Consider the following 21,895-nt stretch of genomic DNA (forward strand, 5'->3'; position numbering starts at 1 on the left):
TCTAGAGGCCGAGCATGACAGGCGCGCCGACGCAGAACCGCAAGCCCCTTCGTTCCGCAGAAGGGGCGACCCCCGCCATCGCGCAATGGTTCGCCGCCAAGGCCGCCCATCCGGACGCCCTGATCTTCTTCCGGATGGGCGATTTCTTCGAGATGCTGTTCGAGGATGCCGAGGTCGCCTCCGCGGCGCTCGACATCGCGCTGTCCAACCGCGGCGAGCACCAGGGCGAGAAGGTGAAGCTCTGCGGCGTGCCGGCTCAGGCCGTCGATGCCTATCTCGCGCGGCTGATCCGCCAGGGCTTCCGCGTCGCCATCTGCGACCAGACCGAGACGCCGGAGGAGCAGAAACGCCGCAAGGCGCCGACGATCCGGCGCGAGGTGACGCGCATCGTCACGCCCGGCACGGTGACGGAGGAGGCGCTGCTCGAAGCCGCCCGCCCCGCCTGGCTGCTGGCGCTGGCGCCGCACGGGGATGTGCTCGGCGCCGCCTGGCTTGATGTGACGACCGGCGCCTTCGCGACGGAAGGTCTGTCCGCGGTCGATCTGTCGGCGCTGCTCGCGCGGCTGGAACCGGCCGAGATCCTGTGCCCCGAGGATTTCGCCCGCGACCCGGCCCTGCTGATGCTGACGGAGCGCATCGCGCACCTCGCCGTGCCGCGGGACGGTGCGCGCCGGCTGGCCGAGGCCTTCGCCGTCGCCACGCTCGACGGTTTCGGCAGCTTCGGCGCCGAGGAGATCGCCGCCGCCGCCATGGCGCTGGACTACGTCCGGCTGACCCAGGCCGGCGGGCTGCCACGCCTCTCGCCGCCGGTGCCGGCCGGCGGGCGCGGCGTGCTGCAGATGGACGGCGCCACGCGCCGCAGCCTCGAGATCCTGCGCTCCGAGCGCGGCGACCCGCGCCACGCGCTGCTCGGCGCGGTGGACCGCACGGTGACGCCGGCCGGCGCGCGGGAACTGGCGGCGCGCCTCGCCTCCCCGCTGGCCGAGGCGGAACCGATCGCGGCCCGCCACGATGCCGTTGCCTTCCTCCTGGCGGCCGGGGCAGTACGCGACGCCTTGCGCGCGGCGCTGAAAGGGGCGCCGGACATGGCGCGCGCCCTGGCGCGGTTGTCGCTTGACCGCTTCGCCCCGCGTGATCTCGGCGCCATCCGCGACGGGCTCACGCGCGCCGAGGCCATGGAGGCGGCGCTTGCCGCCGCCGCCGGTGTGCCGCCCATTCCGGCCCTGATCGCCGGCGCCCGCGCCGCGCTGCGCCCGGCGGACAGCCCGCGTGCCGAGCTGCTGCGCGCCCTGGCCGACCCGCTGCCGGCGCGTTTGGACGATGGTGGCCTCGTCGCCGCCGGCTATGACGGCGAACTCGACGCACTGCGCCGCCTGCGCGACGGCGCGCGGGAGGCGATCGCCGCGCTGCAGATGGATCTCGCCCAGGCCTGGGGGGTGGCGAGCCTGAAGATCCGCCATCACCAGCAGTTCGGCTTCCTCGCTGAAGTGCCTTCCGCCGCCGGCGAGAAGCTGCTGCGCGAAGGCATGAAGGACGGCCCGCAGGCGCCGGTGCATCGCCAGACCATGGCGAATGCCATGCGCTTCACCTGCACCGCGCTCGCCGAGCTCGATCGCCGTGTCGCGGAGGCCGGTGAGCAGGCGGGAAAACGCGAACGCGTGATCGCGCAGCATCTGCGCCGGCTGTGTCTCGCTGCGGCCAGCGATATCGCCACCGCCGCGGCCGCGATGGCGGAGCTGGACGTCCATGGGGCCGCGGCCGAGCTGGCCGCCGACGGCCGCTGGTGCCGGCCGGACATGACCGACCGGGGCGACTTTGCCGTGGTCGCCGCGCGCCATCCGGTGGTGGAGGCGGCACTGGCCCGCGCCCGCGGCCCGGCCTTCGTGCCGAATGACTGCGATCTGTCGGCCGGCCGGCGGCTCTGCCTGCTGACCGGCCCGAACATGGCCGGCAAATCGACCTTCCTGCGGCAGAACGCGCTGCTGGTCATCCTCGCGCAGGCCGGGCTGTTCGTGCCGGCCGAAAGCGCGCGGATCGGCCTGACCGACCGCCTGTTCTCCCGCGTCGGGGCGGCGGACGATATCGCTGGGGGACGTTCCACCTTCATGGTCGAGATGGCCGAGACGGCCGCGATCCTGAACCAGGCGACCGCCAGATCCATTGTCGTGCTCGACGAGGTCGGCCGCGGGACGGCGACGTGGGATGGGCTTGCGATCGCGTGGGCGGTGCTCGAAGCGCTGCACGACCGCATCCGCTGCCGCACCATCTTCGCCACGCATTTCCATGAGCTGACGGCGCTCGCCGGCAAGCTGCCGGAACTCGCCCCCGCCACCATGCAGGTCCGCGAGTGGCGCGGGGAGGTGGTGTTCGAGCACCGCGTGGGCCCCGGTGCCGCCGAGAAATCCTGGGGTGTGCACGTCGCCCGCCTGGCCGGCGTGCCGCGCCCGGTCCTGGCCCGCGCGCAGGAGGTCCTGAAGGCCCTGGAAGCCCGGGCGCGCGGGCTCGACCCGCTGTCGGACGAGCTGCCGCTCTTCGCTCGCGCGACCCCTGCCGCGCCAACGCCCGCCGCCGCCGCGGATCACCCCGCCGTTACGGCGCTGGCGGAACTCGATGCCGATTCCCTCAGTCCGCGAGAGGCCCTTGACATTCTCTACCACCTCAAATCGCTGCTGGGGCCTGTCGCACCGCACAAGGACTAGCTAGTGTTCCGTGCGATGACATCCCTGGACCACGCCGGACCCGACACCGGACCCTCCGAGGGCCCGGCACGGCGGCCGGCTCCGGTGGCGGGTGAACCACCTGTCCTTCTCTCCGGCCTGCTCGCGGACCTGATCCCCGACGGCCGGCCCGTTCCGCGCGACGAGGCGGTGGCGCTGCTGCGGCGGCATCTCGGCCGCATCCAGAACCGCGTCCAGCAGGTGTTCGAGGCGCATGAGGTGTCTGGCCTGCCGGCGGCGCGCTGGCTGGCCTCCCTGACCGATGTCGTGATGATCGGCATCCGCGCCTATGCCGACGCATCCCTGCCGCCCGCGGCGGGCGACAAGCCGTGGGCGCTGGTGGCGACGGGCGGCTACGGCCGCGGGGTCCTCGCCCCCTATTCCGATATCGACCTGCTGTTCCTGACCGACGCCGGCATGGGCCCGCGCGGGCGGCAATCGGTCGAGTTCATGCTCTACCTGCTCTGGGATCTCGGCCTGAAGGTGGGGCACGCCACACGGTCGCGCGCCGATTGCCTGGTGGACGCCAAGGGCGACGCGACGGTGCTGACGGCGCTGCTCGATGCCCGGCACATCGCCGGGGAGGAAGCCGTGTTCCTCCGTTTCGCCGAAGCCTTCCGCAAGGCGCGCGCCGAATGGGGGCTGACGCCCTTCCTGGTGGCGAAGCGCGCCGAGCGCCAGCAGCGCCATGCGCGCTATGGCGAAAGCCCCTTCCTGGTCGAGCCGCATGTGAAGGAAGGCCGCGGCGGGCTGCGCGACCTGCAGACGCTCTACTGGCTCGCCCGCTACGCCTTCAACGTGCAGCGCATGCCGGAACTCGTCGGCCCCGACAGCCCCGGCGGCGGCCTGCTGCTGCCCGAGGAAGCGCGTGCCATCCGCCGCGCCTGGGACTTCTTCTGGACGGTCCGCTTCCACCTGCACATCGTCACCGGCCGCGCCGAGGAGCGCCTGACCTTCGACCTCCAGCCCGTCGTGGGCGCCCGCATGGGCTACACCCGTCACGGGCTTCAGGACGGAGTGGAACGCTTCATGAAGCACTTCTTCTTGATGGTGCGGGACGTCGCGCGGTTCAGCCGCATCGTCGAACCGGCGATTGAGCGCGCCTCGCTCGGCCCGCCCGCGGTGGTGCCGGCCTCCGACAAGGCGCTGACCGAGGCCGGCTTCGCGCTGGCGGACGGCAAGATCATCGCCGCCCCGGGCCACGACTTCACCATCGACCCCGTGCTGATGCTGCGCATCTTCCGCATGGCGCGCGATCGCGGACTCGACATCCATCCGCTGGCCTTCCGCGCCATCGTCCGCCACGCGCGCCACGTGGCGCGCCTGCGCGGCGAGAAGGAAGCGAGCAACGAATTCCTGAACCTGCTGACCGGCCGCGACCCGGCATACTGGCTCCGGCTGCTGAACGAGGCCGGGCTGATCTCCCGCCTGCTGCCGGACTGGTCGCGCATCGTCGGGCTGATGCAGTTCGACACCTACCACGTCTTCACGGTGGACGAGCACACCATCGAGGCGGTGGGCGTCCTTGCCTCCCTCGAACGGGGGGAGCTGCACGAGATCGCGCCGGTCGCGAGCGAGCTGGTCGGCCAGTTGCAGTCGCGCCGCGCGCTCTACGTTGCCGTACTGCTGCACGACATCGCGAAGGGGCGCGGCGGGGACCATTCCGAACTGGGGGCGGAGCTGGCGCAGACCGTCTGCCCGATGCTCGGCATGACGCCGGAGGAGACGGAGACCGTGTCCTGGCTCGTGCTGCACCACCTGATGATCAGCCAGACGGCCTTCAAGCGCGACATCGAGGATCCGAAGACGATCCTCGACATCGCGGAGGTGGTGCAATCGCCCGAACGCCTGCGCCTGCTGCTGGTGCTGACGGTCGCTGACATGCGTGCGGTCGGACCGAAGGTCTGGAACGGCTGGAAAGCGACGCTGCTGCGGGAACTGTACTGGCGCGTGGCGGAAGTGCTGGCCGGCGGCCTGTCCGTGCCGGAACGCGACGTGCGCGTCGCCCGCGCGAAGGAAGCCGCCGCCCTGCTGCTGTCGGGCCGGCCCAAGGCGGAGATCGACGCGTTCCTCGAGCTCGGCTACCCCGGCTACTGGCTTTCCTTCGACCCGGAGACCCATGCGCGCCACGCGGGGATGATCCAGGAAGCGAAGGAGGCGAAGGCGCCGCTGACCGTGCGGACGCGCGTGCTGGAAAGCCGCGCGGTGACGGAGGTGACGGTCTACTGCACCGACCATCCCGGCCTGTTCAGCAAGATTGCCGGCGCGCTGGCCGTTGCCGGCGCGACCATCGTCGATGCCCGCATCCACACCATGACGGATGGCATGGCGCTCGACACCTTCTGGGTGCAGGACGCGCAGGGCGGCGCCTTCGAGGCGCCGCACCGCTTGGCGCGGCTCGCCGTGCTGGTGGAGCAGTCGCTGTCCGGCCGCCTGAGGCTGCGCGACGAAATCCGCAAGCTGAAGCGGGAACCGGCGCGGCTGCGCGCGGTGACGGTGCCGCCGCGCGTGGTGATCGACAACCATGCGAGCAACACCCACACCGTGATCGAAGTGAATGGCCGCGACCGGCCGGGCCTGCTGCACGATGTCACGGCCGCGATCAGCGACCAGGGATTGCAGATCGGCTCCGCGCATATCACGACCTACGGCGTGCGGGCGGTCGACGTCTTCTACGTGAAGGATGTTTTCGGCCTGAAGATCGAGAACGAGCGCAAGCTCGCCACGCTGCGCCGGGCGCTGGAGGCCTCCCTGGAGCCCGCCGAGGCACCGGGCGGCGGCGGCATGGCGACGCGGGCGGTGGCGGGCCGGGCCTAGGCGCACTCTTCACGTCTCCATCACATTGCACGTCTCAGCGGCACTGCTGATTGCGTGGCCGATGGAGAACGTATAGTGAACACGAGCCATGCGCAAATCCCTTCGCGAGCGGCTCGCCATCCTGTCGGACGCCGCCAAATACGACGCCTCCTGCGCGTCGAGCGGGACGACGCGCCGTGACTCATCGAATGGTGGGCTCGGTTCGACCGAAGGGTCGGGCATCTGCCACGCCTATGCACCCGACGGGCGGTGCATCTCTCTGCTCAAGATCCTGCTGACCAACTTCTGCGTCTACGACTGCGCCTATTGCATCAATCGATCGTCCAGCAATGTCGAGCGCGCGCGCTTCACACCAGAGGAAGTCGTCTGGCTGACGCTGGAATTCTATCGGCGGAACTACATCGAGGGGTTGTTCCTCTCCTCCGGCATCGTGAAGTCGTCGGACCACACGATGGAGCAGATGGTGCGCGTCGCGCGGGATCTGCGAACGCAGCACGGCTTCAAGGGCTACATCCATCTCAAGACCATCCCCGAGGCGGCGCCGGCGCTGATCGAAGAAGCGGGGCTCTACGCGGATCGCCTGTCGATCAACATCGAGCTGCCGACTGACACCGGCATCGCCGCCTTCGCGCCGGAAAAGCGGCCGGACGGCATCCGCCGCGCGATGGCCGATGTCCGGTTGCAGATCGAGGATGCCGGCGAACCGACGCTGCGGACGAAGACGACGCGGCGCTTCGCGCCGGCCGGCCAATCCACCCAGATGATCGTCGGCGCCGATGGCGCGAGCGATGCGACCATCCTCGCCACCAGCGCGCGGCTCTACGGCAGCTACGGGCTGAAGCGGGTCTACTACTCCGCCTTCAGCCCGATCCCGGATGCATCATCCCGCCTGCCGCCGACCAAGCCGCCGCTGATGCGCGAGCACCGGCTGTACCAGGCGGATTGGCTGTATCGCTTCTATGGCTTCGGCATCGAGGAAGTCACCGCGACGCGCGCGGACGGGATGCTCGATCTCGACATGGATCCGAAGCTCGCCTGGGCGCTGACCCATCGCGATCGCTTTCCGGTCGATGTGAACAAGGCCGCGCGAGAGATGCTGCTGCGCGTGCCGGGGCTCGGTATCAAGGCGGCGGATGCGATCATCGCGTCCCGCCGCCATCGTCGCCTGCGCCTCGATGACCTGGCTCGGCTTCGCGTGCCGCTGCGCAAGGCGCGGCCCTACATCATTGCCGAGGGCTGGACCCCGCTGCGGCTGATCGACCGGTCGGATCTGGCGACGCTCATCGCGCCCCAGCCGCAGCAATTGTCGCTGCTGTGATGCAGACCGTCATGCTGCACGGCGCGGGTGATGTCGCCGAATGGCGCAACGTCGCGCGGTCCTTGGCGCTCGCCGGCACGCGCCCTGAGGAGATCGACTGGCGCGAGGGGGAGGAAGCGTCGCTCTTTGCCGCTCAGCCCTTGCCCTCGCCGAGCGCGGAGGTCGCGTCGCTGCGCGTGCCGCGAGCCTTCCTCGATTTGGCAGAGGCGGTCATCTGCCATGCCGATGCCGGCCGCTTCGCGCTTCTGTATCGCATCCTGCTGCGGCTTCAGGACGATGCCGCGTTGCTGTCGGTCGCCGCGGATGCAGATATTGCCGCAGCGCACCGCATGGAGAAATCCGTGCGCCGCGACTGCCACAAGATGACGGCCTTCGTCCGGTTCCGCGAAGTGCCGGGTGATGAAGGCAGCGTCCGCCGCCGCTTCGTCGCCTGGTTCGAACCGGACCACCACATCGTGCGGCGCATGGCGCCCTTCTTCGTGCGCCGCTTCGCCGACATGGACTGGATGATCCTGACGCCAAAGGGATCGGCCGCGTTCCAGGCCGGCGATCTGACCGTCTCCGACGCGCCCGCCGTGAAGCCCGACCTCGCGGACCCGACCGATGCGCTGTGGCTCACCTACTACGCCTCGATCTTCAACCCCGCGCGGCTGAAGGTGAAGGCGATGCAATCGGAAATGCCGAAGAAGTACTGGAAGAACCTGCCCGAAGCCGCGCTGATCCCGACGCTGATCGAACAGGTGCCATCGCGCCTCGCCGCCATGGCGTACCAGGCTGCGCAGGCGCCGCCAGTTTTCCACGCGCGTATCCAGGCGCGCCGGCAGGACGTGGATGCGGAGCCACCCGCGCCATCCGGCACGCTCGCCGCGCTGCGCGACGCTGCCCGAACCTGCACTCGCTGCCCGCTCCATTGCCAGGCGACGCAGACCGTCTTCGGCGAAGGCCCCGACACCGCCGAACTGATGATCGTCGGCGAGCAGCCCGGCGATCATGAGGATTTGGCCGGCCGCCCGTTCGTCGGCCCGGCCGGGCGGCTGTTCGACCGCACGCTCGGCGAGGCCGGTATCGACCGAGCGGCGACCTACGTCACCAACGCCGTGAAGCACTTCAAGCACGAACCGCGCGGCAAGCGCCGCCTTCACCGCACACCGAATGCCGGCGAGATCGACCATTGCCGCTGGTGGCTGCGGCACGAGATCACGCTGGTAAAGCCGAAGCTGATCGTCGCGACGGGCGCCACCGCGATGTTCGCTTTGACAGGTGAGAAGGGCAGGCTGGCGGACCATCGCGGCAGCGTGCAGCCGTTCGATGACGGCAGCGCGCTGCTGGTGACGGTCCACCCCGCCTATCTGCTGCGCCTGCCCGACCCGCGCGCCGCGGAGGACGAAACGCGCCGTTTCCGCGCCGACCTGGTCGCGGCGCGGGACTGGCTCGCTACGACCCCGGCACGCCCTTCGACGTCGAATACTCGAAATGCAGCGCCTCTCCCGGAAACACGCGCGGATGGATGGCATGCGCCGCCATCGCCGCCTCGCTGAATCCCTGCAGGATCAGCTTCAGCTTCCCCGGATAGGTCGCGATATCGCCGATCGCGAAGACGCCATCGACATTGGTCGCGCAGGTCGAAGGCTCGACCGCGATGTGGTGGCGGTCCAGCCCCAGCCCCCATTCCGCGATCGGCCCCAGCTCCATCGACAGGCCGAAGAAGGCCAGCAGGTGGTCGGCGGGGATGTCGCGCTCCTCACCCTTCAGCGTTGCGACGGTCACGGCTTCCAGCGTCGATCCATCCCCCTTCAGCCCATGGAGCTGGTACGGGATGACCATGTCGACCTCGCCCTTCGCCGCGGCGGCATCGAGCTGCGCGGCGGTTTCCGGCGCCGCGCGGAACTTCGGCCGGCGGTGCACGACCGTCACCTTCGCCGCGACACCCTTCAGCGACAGCGCCCAATCGACCGCGGAATCGCCGCCGCCGGCGATGACCACGCGCTTGCCGCGCATCTCCTCCCGCCGCGAGACCATGTAGCGCACCGCGCCGCCCGCCTCGTAGCCAGCCAGCCCGTCAAGCGGCGGCCGGTTCGGCCCGAAGGCGCCCGCTCCCGCTGCGATGATCACGGCCTTGCAGCGGATCGTTTCGCCGGCCGAGGTGCCGAGGACGATCATCTCCCCCTCGCGCAGCAGCGCTTCGACCCGCCGGCCGAGCAATGTGACCGGCGCGAAGGGCTCGATCTGCTTCTCCAGCTGCCCGATCAGGTCGGCGGCCGCGATCGCGGGAAGCGCCGGGATGTCGTAGATGGGCTTTTCCGGATACAGCGCCGTGCACTGCCCGCCCACGGCTTCCAGCGCGTCGATCACCACGCACTTCATGCGCAGCATGCCACATTCGAATACCGCGAACAGGCCGACCGGCCCCGCTCCGATGATCGCGACATCCGTTTCGATGACGGCCGCCATGGGCACTCCCCCAAATCGAGCCTCGCGTGATAGACGGAGTGCGCTCAAGGATCAAAGCCGCGCCGTCCCCGGCGCCCCTGCCATGCTCCGGACCGTGACGCTGGATTTTCCCGACCTGCCCGCCACCCATGCCTTCGCCGCACGCCTGGCCCGGCTGCTGCGGCCGGGCGATGCGGTGCTGCTGGAAGGCCCGCTCGGCGCCGGGAAAAGCGAGCTTGCCCGCGCCGTGCTCCGCGCCGCCGCCGGCGACCCGGCGCTGGAAGTGCCAAGCCCGACCTTCACCCTGGTGCAGTCCTACGACCTGCCGGCGGGGCCGGCGCACCACTTCGACCTGTACCGGCTCGACGGGCCGGCGGGACTTGACGAACTCGGCTGGGAGGAAGCGCTGGACGGCATCGTGCTGGTGGAATGGCCGGATCGGCTAGGTTCCCTCGCGCCCGCCGGGGCGCTCCGCATCGCCCTGGAACCGGGGCAGGCGGAAGACACCCGCCACGCCCGGCTGAGCGGCTGGGACGACCGGCTGGGGCGCCTGGCGGCATGAGGGACGCCCGCGATTTCCTCCACGGCGCGGGCTTCGGCGCCGCGCGGCTCGAACCGCTGACGGCGGATGCCTCCTTCCGCCGCTATGCCCGGCTCCATGGCGGGCCGCGCCCGGCGCTGCTGATGGACGCGCCGCCGCCCGAGGATGTGCGCCCGTTCCTCGCCATTGCCCGCCACATCGCGGGGATAGGCCTCTCCGCCCCGGACATCATCGCCGCGAACGAGGCGCAGGGCTTCCTGGTCCTGGAGGATTTCGGGGACGCGACCCATGCAGCGCTGCTCGATGCCGGCGCGGATGCGCTGCCACTGTACCTCGAAGCCGCCGAGGCTCTCGCCGCCCTCCATGCCGCCCCGCCGCCCACCGGCCTGCCGCCCTGGGACGCGACACGGATGGTCGAAACCGCGGCGGCGACCTTCCTCGACTGGTGGTGGCCGGCCGCGATGGGCTCTACGGCGGATGCCGGGACGCGCACCGCCTTGGATGCCGCGATCCGCGCGATGCTGGCCCCCTTTGCCGATGCCGGGGGCTTCGTCCACCGGGACTACTTCCCGGCGAACCTGATGCGCCTGGACGGACGTGACGGCGCGCGGCGCACCGGGCTGCTGGATTTCCAGGACGCCGCGATCGGCCACCCTGCCTATGATCTCGTCTCGCTGGTCGAGGATGCGCGGCGGGACGTTGAACCCGCGATCCGCACCGCCGCCATCGCGCGCTACCTCGATGCCCGCGGCGATGTCGACCGCGACGCCTTCGCCGCGGCCATGGCCACCTGCGCCGCGCAGCGGCACCTGCGCGTCGCCGCGCTATGGGTGCGGCTCGACCGGCGCGACGGCAAGCCGCACTACCTGGCCCACGGCCCGCGCTGCTGGCGGCTTCTCGGCCAGGCCCTGCAACACCCCGCGACGCGCCTGCTGCGCGACTTCCTCGATGCGCGCGTGCCGCCGGCGCTGCGCGGCAACCCCGTGGCCCTGACGGAACCCGCATGATCGCCCTGACCCACGCCATGGTCCTCGCCGCCGGCCTCGGCACGCGCATGCGGCCGCTCACCGACGATCGGCCGAAGCCGCTGCTGGAACTGGAGGGCCGGTCCCTGCTCGACCACGCGCTGGACCGGCTCCAGGCAGCGGGCGTGACCGACGCAGTGGTGAACGCCCATTGGCGCGGCGAGCAGATCGAGGCCGCCATGGCCCGTCGCACCGCGCCGCGGATCACCCTGCAACACGAACCGGCGCTGCTCGAGACCGGCGGTAGCGTGCGGATGGCGCTTCCGGCCCTCGGCGATGCCCCCTTCGCCGTGGTGAATGGCGACGCCTTCTGGCTGGACGGCCCGAGCCCGGCCCTGCGTCGCCTGGCCGGCGCCTTCGACCCCGCCGAGATGGACGCCCTGCTGCTGATGGTGCGCACCACCCAGGTCGAGGGCAGAGTGGACAAGGGCGACTTCCTGCTCGACCCGATCGGCCGGATGCGCCGCCCGAAGGAACGGGAGATCGCGCCCTACATCTACGCGGGCGTGCAGATCCTCTCCCCCGCGCTGTTCGAGGGCGCGCCGGACGGCCCCTTCAGCCTGAACCGGCTGTACGACCGTGCGATCGAGAACGGACGGCTGTACGGGCTGGTGCATGACGGCGTGTGGTTCCATCTGTCCACGCCGCAGGACCTGTACCAGGCCGAGGCCACGATGCGCGCGGGGCTGGCGCGGGCGCTGTTCTGATGAGCCGCGGGCGCGCGGTGATGGAGAACGGAGAGGCGGCGCCCCTCCGGACGACCCCGCCAGATGCTTGGAGCAGCTGGACCGCAATCTCTCGGCGCCCGGCGCCAGGCATCCGCCGCGCCTTCTCACCGCGCTGTGCGCGCAACGGCGCTCAATGCCAAGTGGAGGTTTGCAAAGGCCCTTCGGCCTTTGCTGGGGTGGCTTGGAGGGGCAAAGCCCCTCCAATCCCACAGCGGAAATGCCCGCGACGTCAGGTGGACGGCATAGTTCGGACGGAGATCATCGCCACCCGATGAACCTCTACGCCATCCCTCCCGCCGCGCCGTTCCTCGAAACCCTCGCCGCCGGGCTCCTCACGCGCCTGCCTGCCGACGACCCGGCGGCGCTCGCCCGCGTCACGCTGCTGCTACCCACCCGCCGCGCCGCGCGCGGCCTGCGGGAGGCCTTCCTGCGGGCCGCCGGCGGCCGCGCCCTGCTGCTGCCGCGCATGCGCGCACTGGCCGGCCTGTCCACCGAGGAAGCGGACGAACTGGCGCTGCCGGACCTGCTCGACCTGCCGCCGGCGGTGGAACCGCTGACGCGGCAGGCCGTGCTGGCGGCGATGGCCCAGCGCATCCCGCGCCGCCACGGCGGCCCCGCGACACCCGAGCAGGCCTGGCTGCTGGCCGGCGAGCTGGCACGGCTGTTCGACGAGATCGCGCTCGAGGAACGCGACCTCGACATGCTGGAACACGCCTCGGCCGAGGATTTCGCCGAGGCATGGCTCGCGCGGCTCGACGGGCTGGTGCCGGATCGCCACGCGACGCATTGGCAGATCACCACGGCGGTGCTGCGCGCCGCGGCGCAGGACTGGACGGGCTGGCTGACCGACCGGGGGTTGCTCGACATCGGCGTCCGGCGTGTGAAGGCGCTCGCCGCGCAGGTCGCGGCGTGGCGGGATGCGCCGCCCGAACACCCCACCATCGCGGCCGGCATCGGTGCGGGCGGCACCATTCCCGCCGCCGCGGCGCTGCTGCGCAGGCTGGCCGGCACGCCACGGGGCGCCGTCGTGCTGCAGGGCCTGCCGGAACCGATGGATGCCGGCCTGTGGGAAGCCGTGCGCACCGCGCCGACCCATCCGCTCGCCGGTCAGGCCCGTCTGCTGGCGGCGATGCACGCAACGCCGGCAGACCTGCGGCCTTGGCACGCACCCGCACCGACCGGCGCGGCGCCTGATCGCGCCGTGCTGCTGGGCCGTGCGCTGACCCCGGCCGAGGGCCTGCCCGCCTGGACGCAGCGTGACCGGCCGCGCTGGTCGGCCGCGCTGTCAGGCCTGTCGCGGCTGGTCGCCGCCGACGCGCAGCAGGAAGCGGCGGCCACCGCGCTGCTGCTGCGTGAGAGCATCGAGACGCCGGGCGAACGCGCCGCGCTGATCACCCCGGACCGCGACCTGGCACGGCGTGTTTCGGCGGAGCTCGCCCGCCATGGCATCACCGCCGACGATTCCGCAGGCGAGCCCCTGGCCGAGACCCCGGCCGCGTCGTTCCTGCGACTGGTCGGCCGGATGGTGGCGGAAGGCTTTGCGCCGGTGCCGCTGCTCGCGGTGCTGAAACACCCGCTCTGCACCGGCGGCATGGACCGCACCGATTGGGTGGTCGCCGCGCGGCGGATGGAGCGCGCGGCGCTGCGCGGCCCGCGCCCGGCGCCGGGCCTCGCCGGCCTGCGCACCTCGGTCGCCGCATCGAAGGCGGGTGCGTCAACGGAGGTGACGCGCCTGCTCGATGCGCTGGAATCCGCTCTCGACGGCTTCACCACCCTGCCGGACGCGCCTGCGGTCCCGGCCGCGGACCTGCTGCGCGTGCATCTCGCCGCGGCGGAGGCCTTGGCGGCGACGCCTGAACTGCCCGGCGGCCTTCGGCTCTATGCCGGCGAGGAAGGCGAACCCCTCGCCCGCCACCTGCACGATCTGACCGAGGCGCTGCCCCACCTGCCGCCGATCGCCCCCGCCGACTGGCCGGACCTGTTCGAGGCAGCGCTCGCGGGGCCCGTCGCGCCCTCCCTGCGCGCCACGCGCGGACGAGGCGATGCGGCGCATCCGCGTATCGCCATCCTCGGCCTGCTGGAAGCGCGGCTGCAATCCTTCGATCGGGTGCTGCTCGGCGCGCTGGAGGAAACCGCCTGGCCGCAGGCGACCGATCCCGGCCCCTGGATGTCGCGCCCCATGCGCGCCGCTTTCGGACTGCCGGAGCCGGAAGCGCGGATCGGCCGGGTCGCGGCGGATTTCCTGTTCGCCGCGGCGGCGGCGCCGCAAGCGGTGCTGTCAACCGCCGCGCGGCGGGGCGGGTCGCCCACCGTGCCGGCGCGCTGGCTGGTGCGGCTCGATACGTTCCTCGCCGGGCAGGGCAATCTGGCGCTTCCGATCTCCCCCGCCGCCGCCTGGGCCGCTGCGCTGGATGCGCCGGAGGTCGTCAGCCCTGTGCCGCGCCCGGCCCCGGCCCCGCCGCCGGCCCTGCGGCCGCGGCGGCTGACCGTCTCCGATGCCGCGCTGCTCATTGCCGATCCCTACGCCTTCTACGCGAAGCGCATCCTGCGCCTGAACCCGCTCAAGGATCTCGAGGAGGAGGTCGGCGCCATCGACTACGGCATGCTGGTGCATGCGGCGATGGCCGGCTTCCTGCGGGCCATCGGCACCGGCTGGCCGGGGCCGGAAGCCGCCCGCGACGCCTGGACCCGCGCCAGCGACGCGGCCCTGGATGCCTATCGGGACAGGCCCGGCATTCTCGCCTTCTGGACACCGCGCCTGGCGAATATCGGCGGCTTCGTGCTGGACCAGGAAGCAGAGCTACGCAGTTCCGGGCCCCTCCGGGCCTGTCTGGTCGAGGTCGCGGGCCGCGCGCCGCTGCGGTTGCCGGGCGGCGAGATCGAGATCGAGGCCCGCGCCGATCGGCTGGACCAATTGCCGGACGGCGGCTGGCGCGTGGTGGACTACAAGACCGGCACGGTGCCGAAGGCCAAGGACCTTGCCGCCGGCGGCGCGCCGCAATTGCCGATCGAAGCGTGGCTTCTCGAGCACGGGGCCTTCGCCGGCAGCGAGGGCGGCATCGTCACCAACTTGCTGTACTGGAAGCTGACCGGCGGGGAGCAGCCGGGCGAGGTCCAGCCCCTCGGCGCCGCGGCCGAGGACGGCACGCCCTTCGCGACGCTCGCGCGGGATCGGCTGATGGATCTCGCCGACAAATGGCTCCTGGGCCAGGCGCCCTTCGCCTCCCGCCCGCATCCCGCGCGGAGTGCCGCCGGGGGCGATTACGACCATCTGGCGCGGATCGAGGAATGGTCGGCCGGAACGCCGGAAGCCGGGGGCGATTAGGGCGTTTTTCGATCAGACGGCACTGGCCCGCGCCCCGATCCGGGAGGTGCGGGCCGGTGCCGCTCCAGTGTCGGCGCCAGCAGCCCCTCGGGTCAGAGCCCCCGCCGACCTGCCGCCTCACGCGCCGCCGCGGCGCGGCCCAGCACCAGCGTGCGCTTGCTGTGCTGCGGCTGCCCGGTCACTTCGGGGCCCGCCCAGCACGGGATCGCGACGTCCTGCGAGGCATGGTCCAGTTCGACCTCGGCATAGGTCACGCCGGCCAGCATGCCCTCATAGACATCAACCACCCAGACGTGCCCGGCAAAGGGCACAAAGTGCCGCGTCTTCTCGACAACCTGGTCCCCACAAAGCTGCGCCAGCATGATCTCGGCCTCGGCAACCGGGATCTCGTACTCGAATTCCGGTCGCGCGATGCCGCTGCGGGGCCCCTTGATCGTGACATAGGCGCGGGCCGGCGCGATGGCGCCCGTTGCGACCCGCACCCGGACCTTGCCGCCGCCGAACGTGGCGACCAGACCGTCCCGAAGGTGCATCGTCTCGGCGACGGCCTCGGCCCAGCTGCCGTCGGCCACCAGGAACTTGCGCTCAATCTCGTATTTCATACGGACCCTGCGGGTTGCCGGCGCGTGATGCCACGAAGCCGATCAACCAGGGAAGTCATCCGTATGAAAAAACTGCCGTTCCGGCTGCATCATTCAGTGAGGTGGCTCCGAAGCGGGCGCAGGACGCTCGGGGGCCGGATATTGGCGCGGATAGGTGATCTCATTGGGCGGCCCGGGCGCACGCACCGGCCCGACCTTGCCGCAGGCGGCCAACAGCAGGGTCAGGCCCAGAACACCCAGCACTGCCCGGGTCATGCGAGCTTCGCCTTCCATTCCGCGGCCATGGTCGCGACATTCGCTGGCGCCGTGCCCCCATAGGAGGTGCGCGACCGCACGGAGGCGGAGACCGAAAGCACGTCATAGACGCCGTCATGGATGCGCGGCTCGGCCTCGCGCATCTCCTCGATGGTCAGACCGGACAGGTCCACGCCAAGCCCCTCGGCCTTCGCCACCAATGCGCCGGTGACGTGGTGAGCATCGCGGAACGGCATCTTCAGTTCGCGCACCAGCCAGTCGGCAAGGTCGGTCGCGGTCGAGAAGCCTGCGCCGGCGGCCGAGGCCAACCGGCCGACATCGGGCTTCAGGTCCCGCACCATGCCCGCCACGGCGGCAAAGACCAGCGTCATGGTCTCGGCGGCGTCGAAGACGCCTTCCTTGTCCTCCTGCATGTCCTTGAAATAGGTCAGCGCGAGGCCCTTCATCACGGTCAGCAGCCCGACCAGCGCGCCCAGCACACGTCCCGTCTTGCCCCGCACCAGCTCGGCGGCATCGGGGTTGCGCTTCTGCGGCATGATGGAGGAGCCGGTGGTGAAGGAATCGCTCAGCTTCACGAACCCGAAATAGGGGTTCGTCCAGATAACGATCTCCTCCGCGAGGCGCGACAGATGCGTCGCGCACATCGAACAGCAGAACAGGAACTCGGCCGCGAAATCGCGCGAAGCCACGGAATCCAGGCTGTTGCGCGTCGGCCCGTCGAAGCCGAGCGCCTTCGCCGTCATGTGCCTGTCGATCGGAAAGCCCGTGCCGGCCAGTGCCGCCGCCCCCAGCGGGCATTCGTTCAGCCGCGCCCGGCAATCCTGCAGCCGCGACAGGTCACGCGACAGCATCTCCACATAGGCCAGGAAGTGATGGCCGAGCGTCACCGGCTGCGCCGGCTGCAGATGCGTGAAGCCCGGCATCACCGTGCCGGCATGTTCCTCCGCTCGAACCACCAGGGCGCGCATCACGTCGCGCAGTTGTTCCGACAGCCCGTCGATCGCGTCCCGGACCCAGAGCCGGACATCCAGCGCGACTTGGTCGTTGCGGCTGCGGCCGGTGTGCAGCCGCTTGCCCGCATCGCCGATGGTCGCGGACAGCCGCGCCTCGATGTTCATGTGGATGTCCTCGAGCGCCTCGTCCCAGGGGAAGTCCCCCCGCTCGATGCGTTCCGAGATCGTCGTCAGGCCCCCGCGGATCGCCGCCTCGTCATCCGCCGAGATGATCCCCACATGCTTCAGCATCGCGGCATGGGCGAGCGAGCCGCGGATGTCCTGGCGCCACATCTTGCGGTCGAAGCCGATCGAGGCATTGATCGCTTCCATGATGGCGGAGGGGCCTTCCGCGAAGCGTCCGCCCCATTGACGATTGGCGTTGCTGCTCACTTGCTTGTCACCTTGGGGGGTGTCTTTCGTGCTGGTTCCGACGCGCCGTACCGTTCTGAGGACCGCCCCGGCGCTGGCGACGGGCGGGACCCTACTCGCCGCCCTTCCGGCCGGGCAAGGCTTGGCCGCCACACCGGCCGGGCTGGGCCGGCTTCGCGAAAACGAGGCGGCGCTGCCCTCCATCACCTTCAACGACGCTGATGGCAAGGCGATGACGCCCGCCGACTTTGCAGGCAAGGGCCTGGTGATCAACCTCTGGGCCACTTGGTGCCCGCCCTGCGTGGCGGAGATGCCGGCGCTGGACCGCGCCGCCGCCGCGCTGGCGGCAGAGGACATCCTGATCCTGCCGCTGTCCTCCGATCGCGGCGGACTGAACGCGGTGCAGGGCTTCTACGAACGGACCGGAATCCGCCATCTCCGCATCTGGCTCGACCCGCGCGGGGCAGCGGCGCGCGCGCTCGGCGCCCGTGGCCTGCCCACCACCGTGATCGTCGACCGCGAGGGGCGAGAGACGGCACGGTTGGAAGGCGATGCAGCCTGGGATGCACCCCAATTCCTCACAGCGATCCGCCGGCTGGCAGGGACGCCGCGCGGGGCCTGACGGCGCGGTGTCGCGACTATCCGCCCATTAGCGCGAAGGTTGGATCAGAGAGGGGCTCTGCCCCTCTCCGAACCTCACCCCGCCAGGCCATGGATGGCCTGGACCGCCATCATTTGGCGCCGGGCGCAAAAGCCCATTCCCTGATCTCAGAAGGCTTCGGTGCGCGGAGTCGTATGACGACCGTGTTCCGACCCTGCGCGCATCGCGCCAGATCGAGGTTTGCAAAGGCCTTTCGGCCTTTGCCGGGGTAGGGTTCGGGAAGGGGCAGGGCCCCTTCCTGATCCAACCTTTGCCGCCAAATCTTCGTGCATACGGAACAGCGCCCGAAGACAGTCCAGGCAGAGGCCGAAAGACCTCTGCAGCCCTCCACCTGGAGCCGGCACTGCTGGCGGCATAGATGCGGGATCCGCCCCTGCGCACCCCGCTCGCCCGTTTCGCCCAGCACCAACAGCTTGCGGTCCAGGGGGTCCAACCCCCTGGCGGGGTGGTTCGGAGGGGCAGAGCCCCTCTGATCCGCGCTTTGCCTGATCTATCCGAGATCCTCGTTGGGAGAGGCCCGACGACCGACGCGACTTCTAACCCAGCAGCACCCTGTGCTGCCGGAGGAAGTCCAGCAGCGGCAGCAGCGGAATGCCGAGAATGGCGGCGTGCTCGCCCTCGACCTTGCTGAACAGCTGTGCGCCCGGCCCCTCGATGCGATAGGCGCCGACCGAGTGGGTCACATGCGCGGCCTCGGCGTCGAGATAGGCATCGAGGAATTCATCCGACACCGCCCGCATCGTCAGCCGGGGCGAAGCGACGTGCTGCCAGATGCGCCGGCCATGTCGATGACAGACAATGGCGGTGACCAGAAGGTGCTTGCGTCCGCGCAATGCCTGTAGATGCGCGCGGGCTGCGGCGGCATCGGCTGGCTTGTCGAACCAACGCCCTTCGCAGACCAGCAACTGGTCGCAGCCGATCACCAGGGCGTCGGGGTCGCGGCGTGCGATGGCCGCGGCCTTGGCGTCGGCCAGCATCAGTGCCGCATCCTCGGGTGGAATGGCCTCGGCCTGCGCGGATTCCTTGATCGCGGCTTCGTCCACCGCGGCGGCGGTCGCCTCGAAGTTCAGACCTGCTGCTGCCAGCACCGCCCGGCGGGCGGAGGACGCTGAAGCGAGGACGAGGCGAGGCTCCGCCGCCTGAATGGCCTTCACCGCCCAGGGTCCGGCGCCTGGCCAAGCACCGCCGCGGCCGGGTCCTGCGGTGCCGCCGCGGCGGCCGCATCCTTCCGGCGCGCATGCCAGGATTCCATGAGCTGAAGGATCGTTGCCGCCGTCTCCTCGATGCTGCGCCGGGTCACGTCGATCACCGGCCAACCACGGGACGTGCAGAGCCGCCGCGCGGCAACGATCTCCGCCTTCACTGCCTCGGGGTCGATGTAGTCGGTCGCATCCTGCCGCACGCCGGATGCGCCGATGATCTTCAGCCGGTGGCGACGGATGTCGATCAGCGCATTGACCTCGATGTGCAGCCCGATGACCGGACAAGGCGAACTGTCCAGCGCTTCGGGCAGCGCCGCACCCGGCACCAGCGGAATGTTCGCCGCCTTGATGCCCCGGTTGGCGAGGTAGAAGCATGTCGGTGTCTTCGACGACCGCGACACGCCGACCAGCACGACATCGGCATCGCGGATGCCCTGCGTGCCCTGCCCGTCATCATGCGACAGCACATAGTGCATGGCGTCGATGCGGCGGAAGTAGTCCGCATCCATCACATGCTGCGCGGCGCGCTTCTCCTTCGCCCGGGCGCCGATCGTGCCCTGCAGCATCTCCATCACCGGATCGAGCGGCGCCACGCAGGTGACACCGAGCCGGCCGCAGGTCTGCTCGAGCGCCAGGCGCAAGCTCGAATCGACCAGCGTGTAGAGCACCGGGCCCGGCTCATGCTCGATCCCTTCGAGGACGCGATCGAGCTGCAGCCGGGAGCGCACCAGCGACCAGCGGTGATGGGTAACGTGATGGTCATCGAACCGCGCCAGTGTGGCGCGGGCGATCGAGTTCAGCGTCTCCCCGGTCGAATCCGAGACGAGATGGAGGTTGATCTGGCGGTGGTGCATCGTCGGGAGGATAGCGTGAATCACTGTGGATGGCGGGGATGGAATCATCCTCCCGGCCGGGCTCCGGGGACAAGTCCCGCCGCCGTGCCCGACAGCCGGGACATGGCATGGAATCAGTGACACGATGTGACACCCTGCGGACAACCGGCTGAGGCCCAGCCAATCCGGGACCTCGGCGGGATTGCGCTCTGTGGGCGGCCCTGTGGACAGCTTCGGGACGCGCTGCATCCCCGTCATCCACAGGCTCCATCACTTACCCAACCTTTCTAAGATTCCTTGTTCCTTGTTTAAGGGAGGGACATGGAACGCAGTGTCTCGCCGGTATCGGCCAAACCCCTTCTTCGCGCCTTGGGCGGTGAGGCCGTGTGGCCACCGCCCGCTTGGCTGATGCGCCAGGCTGGCCGCTACCTGCCGGAATACCGGGAACTCCGCGCCAAGGCGGGCGACTTCATTTCGCTCTGCACGACGCCCCAGCTCGCCGCGGAGGTCACGCTCCAGCCGATCCGCCGCTTCGGCATGGAAGGCGCGATCCTGTTCTCCGACATCCTGATGGTGCCCTGGGCGCTCGGACAGCCGTTGCGCTTCGCGGAAGGCGAAGGCCCGCTGCTCGAGCCGCTGCGGAGCGCGGAGGCGATCGCGGCGCTGCATCCTGGCACCGTGGTGGAACGCGTCGCGCCGATCCTCGAAACCGTTGCCCGGGTTCGCCGGGGCCTTGCCGCTGAAGCGCCGCGCACGACGCTGATCGGTTTCGCCGGCGGCTGCTTCACCGTCGCCTGCTACATGCTGGAAGGACGCGGCAGCAAGGAATTCGCCGCGGCACGCGGGCTCGCCTATGCCGATCCGGCCTTGTTCGGCCGGCTGATCCGCACGTTGCAGGATGCGACGGTGGAATACCTCGTCGCACAGGTCGAAGCGGGTGCCGAGGCGCTCATGCTGTTCGATTCGTGGGCAGGCATGCTTTCCCCGGGCCAGTTCCGTCGCTGGGTGATCGAACCGACCGCCGCCATTACGCGTACGCTGCGCCGCCGCTGCCCGGGGGTGCCCCTGATCGGCTTCCCGCGCCTGGCCGGACCATTGTTGGCTGATTACGCGGGGAGAGCGGGAGTCGACTGCTGTGCCATCGATACGGCGATGGATCCACGGTGGGCCGCGCAGGCCGTTCCGCCGACGATGGCGCTGCAGGGGAATCTCGATCCGCTTGCACTGGTTGCCGGGGGCGCGGCGCTGGAAGCGGAAGCACGATCGATCCTCGCGGCCATGCGAGGGCGGCCGTATGTGTTCAACCTCGGACACGGCATCGTGCCGCAGACACCGCCGGAGAACGTGACGGCGTTGATGCGGATCCTGCGGTCGGCATGAGGGCGGATGGCCAGGGCAAACTCCGCTGCAAACCATGCGCCGGCAACGGTCGAGGGCCTCCGGATTGGCTGACGACTTCCGCCAACGGAAAACGGAGAGACTTCGGCCCTCAGGCCGCGCAGGAAGCGGACACCAACGACGGCAACAAGCTGCGGCTCAGATCAGGGTGTCTCTTTCATTGGCCAGACTTCAACGACGCCATGCGCCACCGCACAGGGCACATGGGAAACCTTTGCGATAGCTTCGGCCAAGTCAGCGGCCTCAATGATGGCGAATCCGGCAATCGGCAAGGCGGACGACATGAACGGCCCGTCGCGGGTTTCCACGCCGCGGGCCTCTGGATTGCGGACCTGCACAGGTGCGCCGGCGATCCCGATTGCCGCGCCTTCGGACCGCAGCTTCGCATCCTCGGCATGGGCGGCGTCCCTGACGCGGCGGGGAGTGCGGTCGTAGTCGGCCGGGTCGCCGTATCCGATTGTGATGAACCTGGGCATGGTCTCGTCTCCTTGCAGGGGGCCTGCGCTGCGATCCTCGCAAGAACGCCGTAGTCGCAGGCGGCCTTCGGATGGTCCAACTCAAAGGCAGCTTCACGAGGATGCGGTATGCCGAGATGGCGCTCTTGCAACTCGGCCTGAACGCTTTCGCCAATTCCTCGCTTCCGTCCTTCGAGCAAATGTGACGGAACGACTGCCGGGTT

17 protein-coding genes are annotated in these 21,895 nt (G+C 70.4%); 10 read left to right on the forward strand and 7 right to left on the reverse strand.

The features are described 5' to 3' along the window. Positions 1 to 14 precede the first annotated feature (14 nt). The 4 genes from mutS to GXW78_RS05375 all read left to right on the forward strand — a co-directional run bounded on the left by mutS (position 15) and on the right by GXW78_RS05375 (position 8,390). Complete coding sequence (mutS, locus tag GXW78_RS05360) at positions 15 to 2,699, forward strand: DNA mismatch repair protein MutS (protein ID WP_211866760.1); 2,685 nt, start codon at positions 15 to 17, stop codon at positions 2,697 to 2,699. A 15-nt stretch (positions 2,700 to 2,714) separates the two neighbouring features. After that, positions 2,715 to 5,534, forward strand: coding sequence for a [protein-PII] uridylyltransferase (locus GXW78_RS05365; protein WP_211866762.1), 2,820 nt, complete (start codon positions 2,715 to 2,717; stop codon positions 5,532 to 5,534). Between the two features lie 88 nt (positions 5,535 to 5,622). After that, complete coding sequence (locus tag GXW78_RS05370) at positions 5,623 to 6,852, forward strand: putative DNA modification/repair radical SAM protein (protein WP_211866764.1); 1,230 nt, start codon at positions 5,623 to 5,625, stop codon at positions 6,850 to 6,852. Further along, the gene (locus GXW78_RS05375) at positions 6,852 to 8,390 is read left to right on the forward strand and encodes a UdgX family uracil-DNA binding protein (RefSeq protein WP_246521912.1); all 1,539 of its coding nucleotides are present in this window, start codon (positions 6,852 to 6,854) and stop codon (positions 8,388 to 8,390) included. The genes GXW78_RS05370 and GXW78_RS05375 overlap by 1 nt, the downstream gene beginning before the upstream one ends. Here GXW78_RS05375 and GXW78_RS05380 read toward each other — a convergent pair. After that, complete coding sequence (locus GXW78_RS05380; protein ID WP_211866768.1) at positions 8,287 to 9,303, reverse strand: NAD(P)/FAD-dependent oxidoreductase; 1,017 nt, start codon at positions 9,301 to 9,303, stop codon at positions 8,287 to 8,289. The genes GXW78_RS05375 and GXW78_RS05380 overlap by 104 nt on opposite strands. 82 nt (positions 9,304 to 9,385) lie before the next feature. On the opposite strand from GXW78_RS05380, the gene tsaE reads away from it, so the two are divergent. From tsaE to addB, 4 genes are all read left to right on the forward strand, one after another. After that, entirely contained in the window at positions 9,386 to 9,844 is a 459-nt protein-coding gene (gene tsaE / locus GXW78_RS05385) for a tRNA (adenosine(37)-N6)-threonylcarbamoyltransferase complex ATPase subunit type 1 TsaE (RefSeq protein ID WP_211866770.1), read from the forward strand. Next, entirely contained in the window at positions 9,841 to 10,830 is a 990-nt protein-coding gene (locus GXW78_RS05390; RefSeq protein WP_211866772.1) for an aminoglycoside phosphotransferase family protein, read from the forward strand. The genes tsaE and GXW78_RS05390 overlap by 4 nt, the downstream gene beginning before the upstream one ends. After that, positions 10,827 to 11,555, forward strand: a complete 729-nt coding sequence (locus GXW78_RS05395; RefSeq protein ID WP_211866774.1) for a nucleotidyltransferase family protein — start codon at positions 10,827 to 10,829, stop codon at positions 11,553 to 11,555. Before GXW78_RS05390 ends, GXW78_RS05395 begins: the two co-directional genes overlap by 4 nt. A gap of 292 nt (positions 11,556 to 11,847) precedes the next feature. Next, entirely contained in the window at positions 11,848 to 14,901 is a 3,054-nt protein-coding gene (addB, locus tag GXW78_RS05400) for a double-strand break repair protein AddB (RefSeq protein WP_211866776.1), read from the forward strand. A gap of 92 nt (positions 14,902 to 14,993) precedes the next feature. Here the strand turns inward: addB and GXW78_RS05405 are convergent, their stop codons facing one another. The 3 genes from GXW78_RS05405 to argH all read right to left on the reverse strand — a co-directional run bounded on the left by GXW78_RS05405 (position 14,994) and on the right by argH (position 17,143). Further along, positions 14,994 to 15,503, reverse strand: a complete 510-nt coding sequence (locus GXW78_RS05405) for a CYTH domain-containing protein (protein WP_211866778.1) — start codon at positions 15,501 to 15,503, stop codon at positions 14,994 to 14,996. 93 nt (positions 15,504 to 15,596) lie between these two features. Further along, a complete protein-coding gene (locus tag GXW78_RS05410) occupies positions 15,597 to 15,758 on the reverse strand; it encodes a hypothetical protein (protein ID WP_211866780.1) in 162 nt (53 codons plus the stop codon). After that, positions 15,755 to 17,143, reverse strand: a complete 1,389-nt coding sequence (gene argH, locus GXW78_RS05415) for an argininosuccinate lyase (RefSeq protein ID WP_338147691.1) — start codon at positions 17,141 to 17,143, stop codon at positions 15,755 to 15,757. Before argH ends, GXW78_RS05410 begins: the two co-directional genes overlap by 4 nt. Before the next feature lie 28 nt (positions 17,144 to 17,171). On the opposite strand from argH, the gene GXW78_RS05420 reads away from it, so the two are divergent. Next, entirely contained in the window at positions 17,172 to 17,744 is a 573-nt protein-coding gene (locus GXW78_RS05420; RefSeq protein ID WP_338147692.1) for a TlpA family protein disulfide reductase, read from the forward strand. Positions 17,745 to 18,319: 575 nt separating this feature from the next. On the opposite strand, the gene GXW78_RS05425 is transcribed toward GXW78_RS05420, so the two are convergent. Together GXW78_RS05425 and GXW78_RS05430 are read right to left on the reverse strand one after the other, a co-directional pair. After that, on the reverse strand, positions 18,320 to 18,937 hold the full coding sequence (locus GXW78_RS05425; RefSeq protein WP_338147693.1) for a Maf family protein: 618 nt from the start codon (positions 18,935 to 18,937) through the stop codon (positions 18,320 to 18,322). Then, positions 18,934 to 19,839 carry a pyruvate, water dikinase regulatory protein gene (locus GXW78_RS05430; protein ID WP_211866784.1) on the reverse strand — a complete coding sequence of 302 codons (906 nt, stop codon included), beginning with the start codon at positions 19,837 to 19,839 and terminating at the stop codon, positions 18,934 to 18,936. The genes GXW78_RS05425 and GXW78_RS05430 overlap by 4 nt, the downstream gene beginning before the upstream one ends. Positions 19,840 to 20,139: 300 nt before the next feature. Here GXW78_RS05430 and hemE point away from each other — a divergent pair, with 300 nt between their 5' ends. After that, positions 20,140 to 21,198, forward strand: a complete 1,059-nt coding sequence (hemE, locus tag GXW78_RS05435; protein WP_211866786.1) for a uroporphyrinogen decarboxylase — start codon at positions 20,140 to 20,142, stop codon at positions 21,196 to 21,198. A 161-nt stretch (positions 21,199 to 21,359) separates the two neighbouring features. On the opposite strand, the gene GXW78_RS05440 is transcribed toward hemE, so the two are convergent. After that, entirely contained in the window at positions 21,360 to 21,692 is a 333-nt protein-coding gene (locus tag GXW78_RS05440; protein ID WP_211866788.1) for a YciI family protein, read from the reverse strand. Between the last annotated feature and the right edge of the window lie 203 nt (positions 21,693 to 21,895).

This window comes from Neoroseomonas terrae (assembly GCF_018129025.1).
GTDB classification, from domain to species: Bacteria; Pseudomonadota; Alphaproteobacteria; order Acetobacterales; family Acetobacteraceae; genus Neoroseomonas; species Neoroseomonas terrae.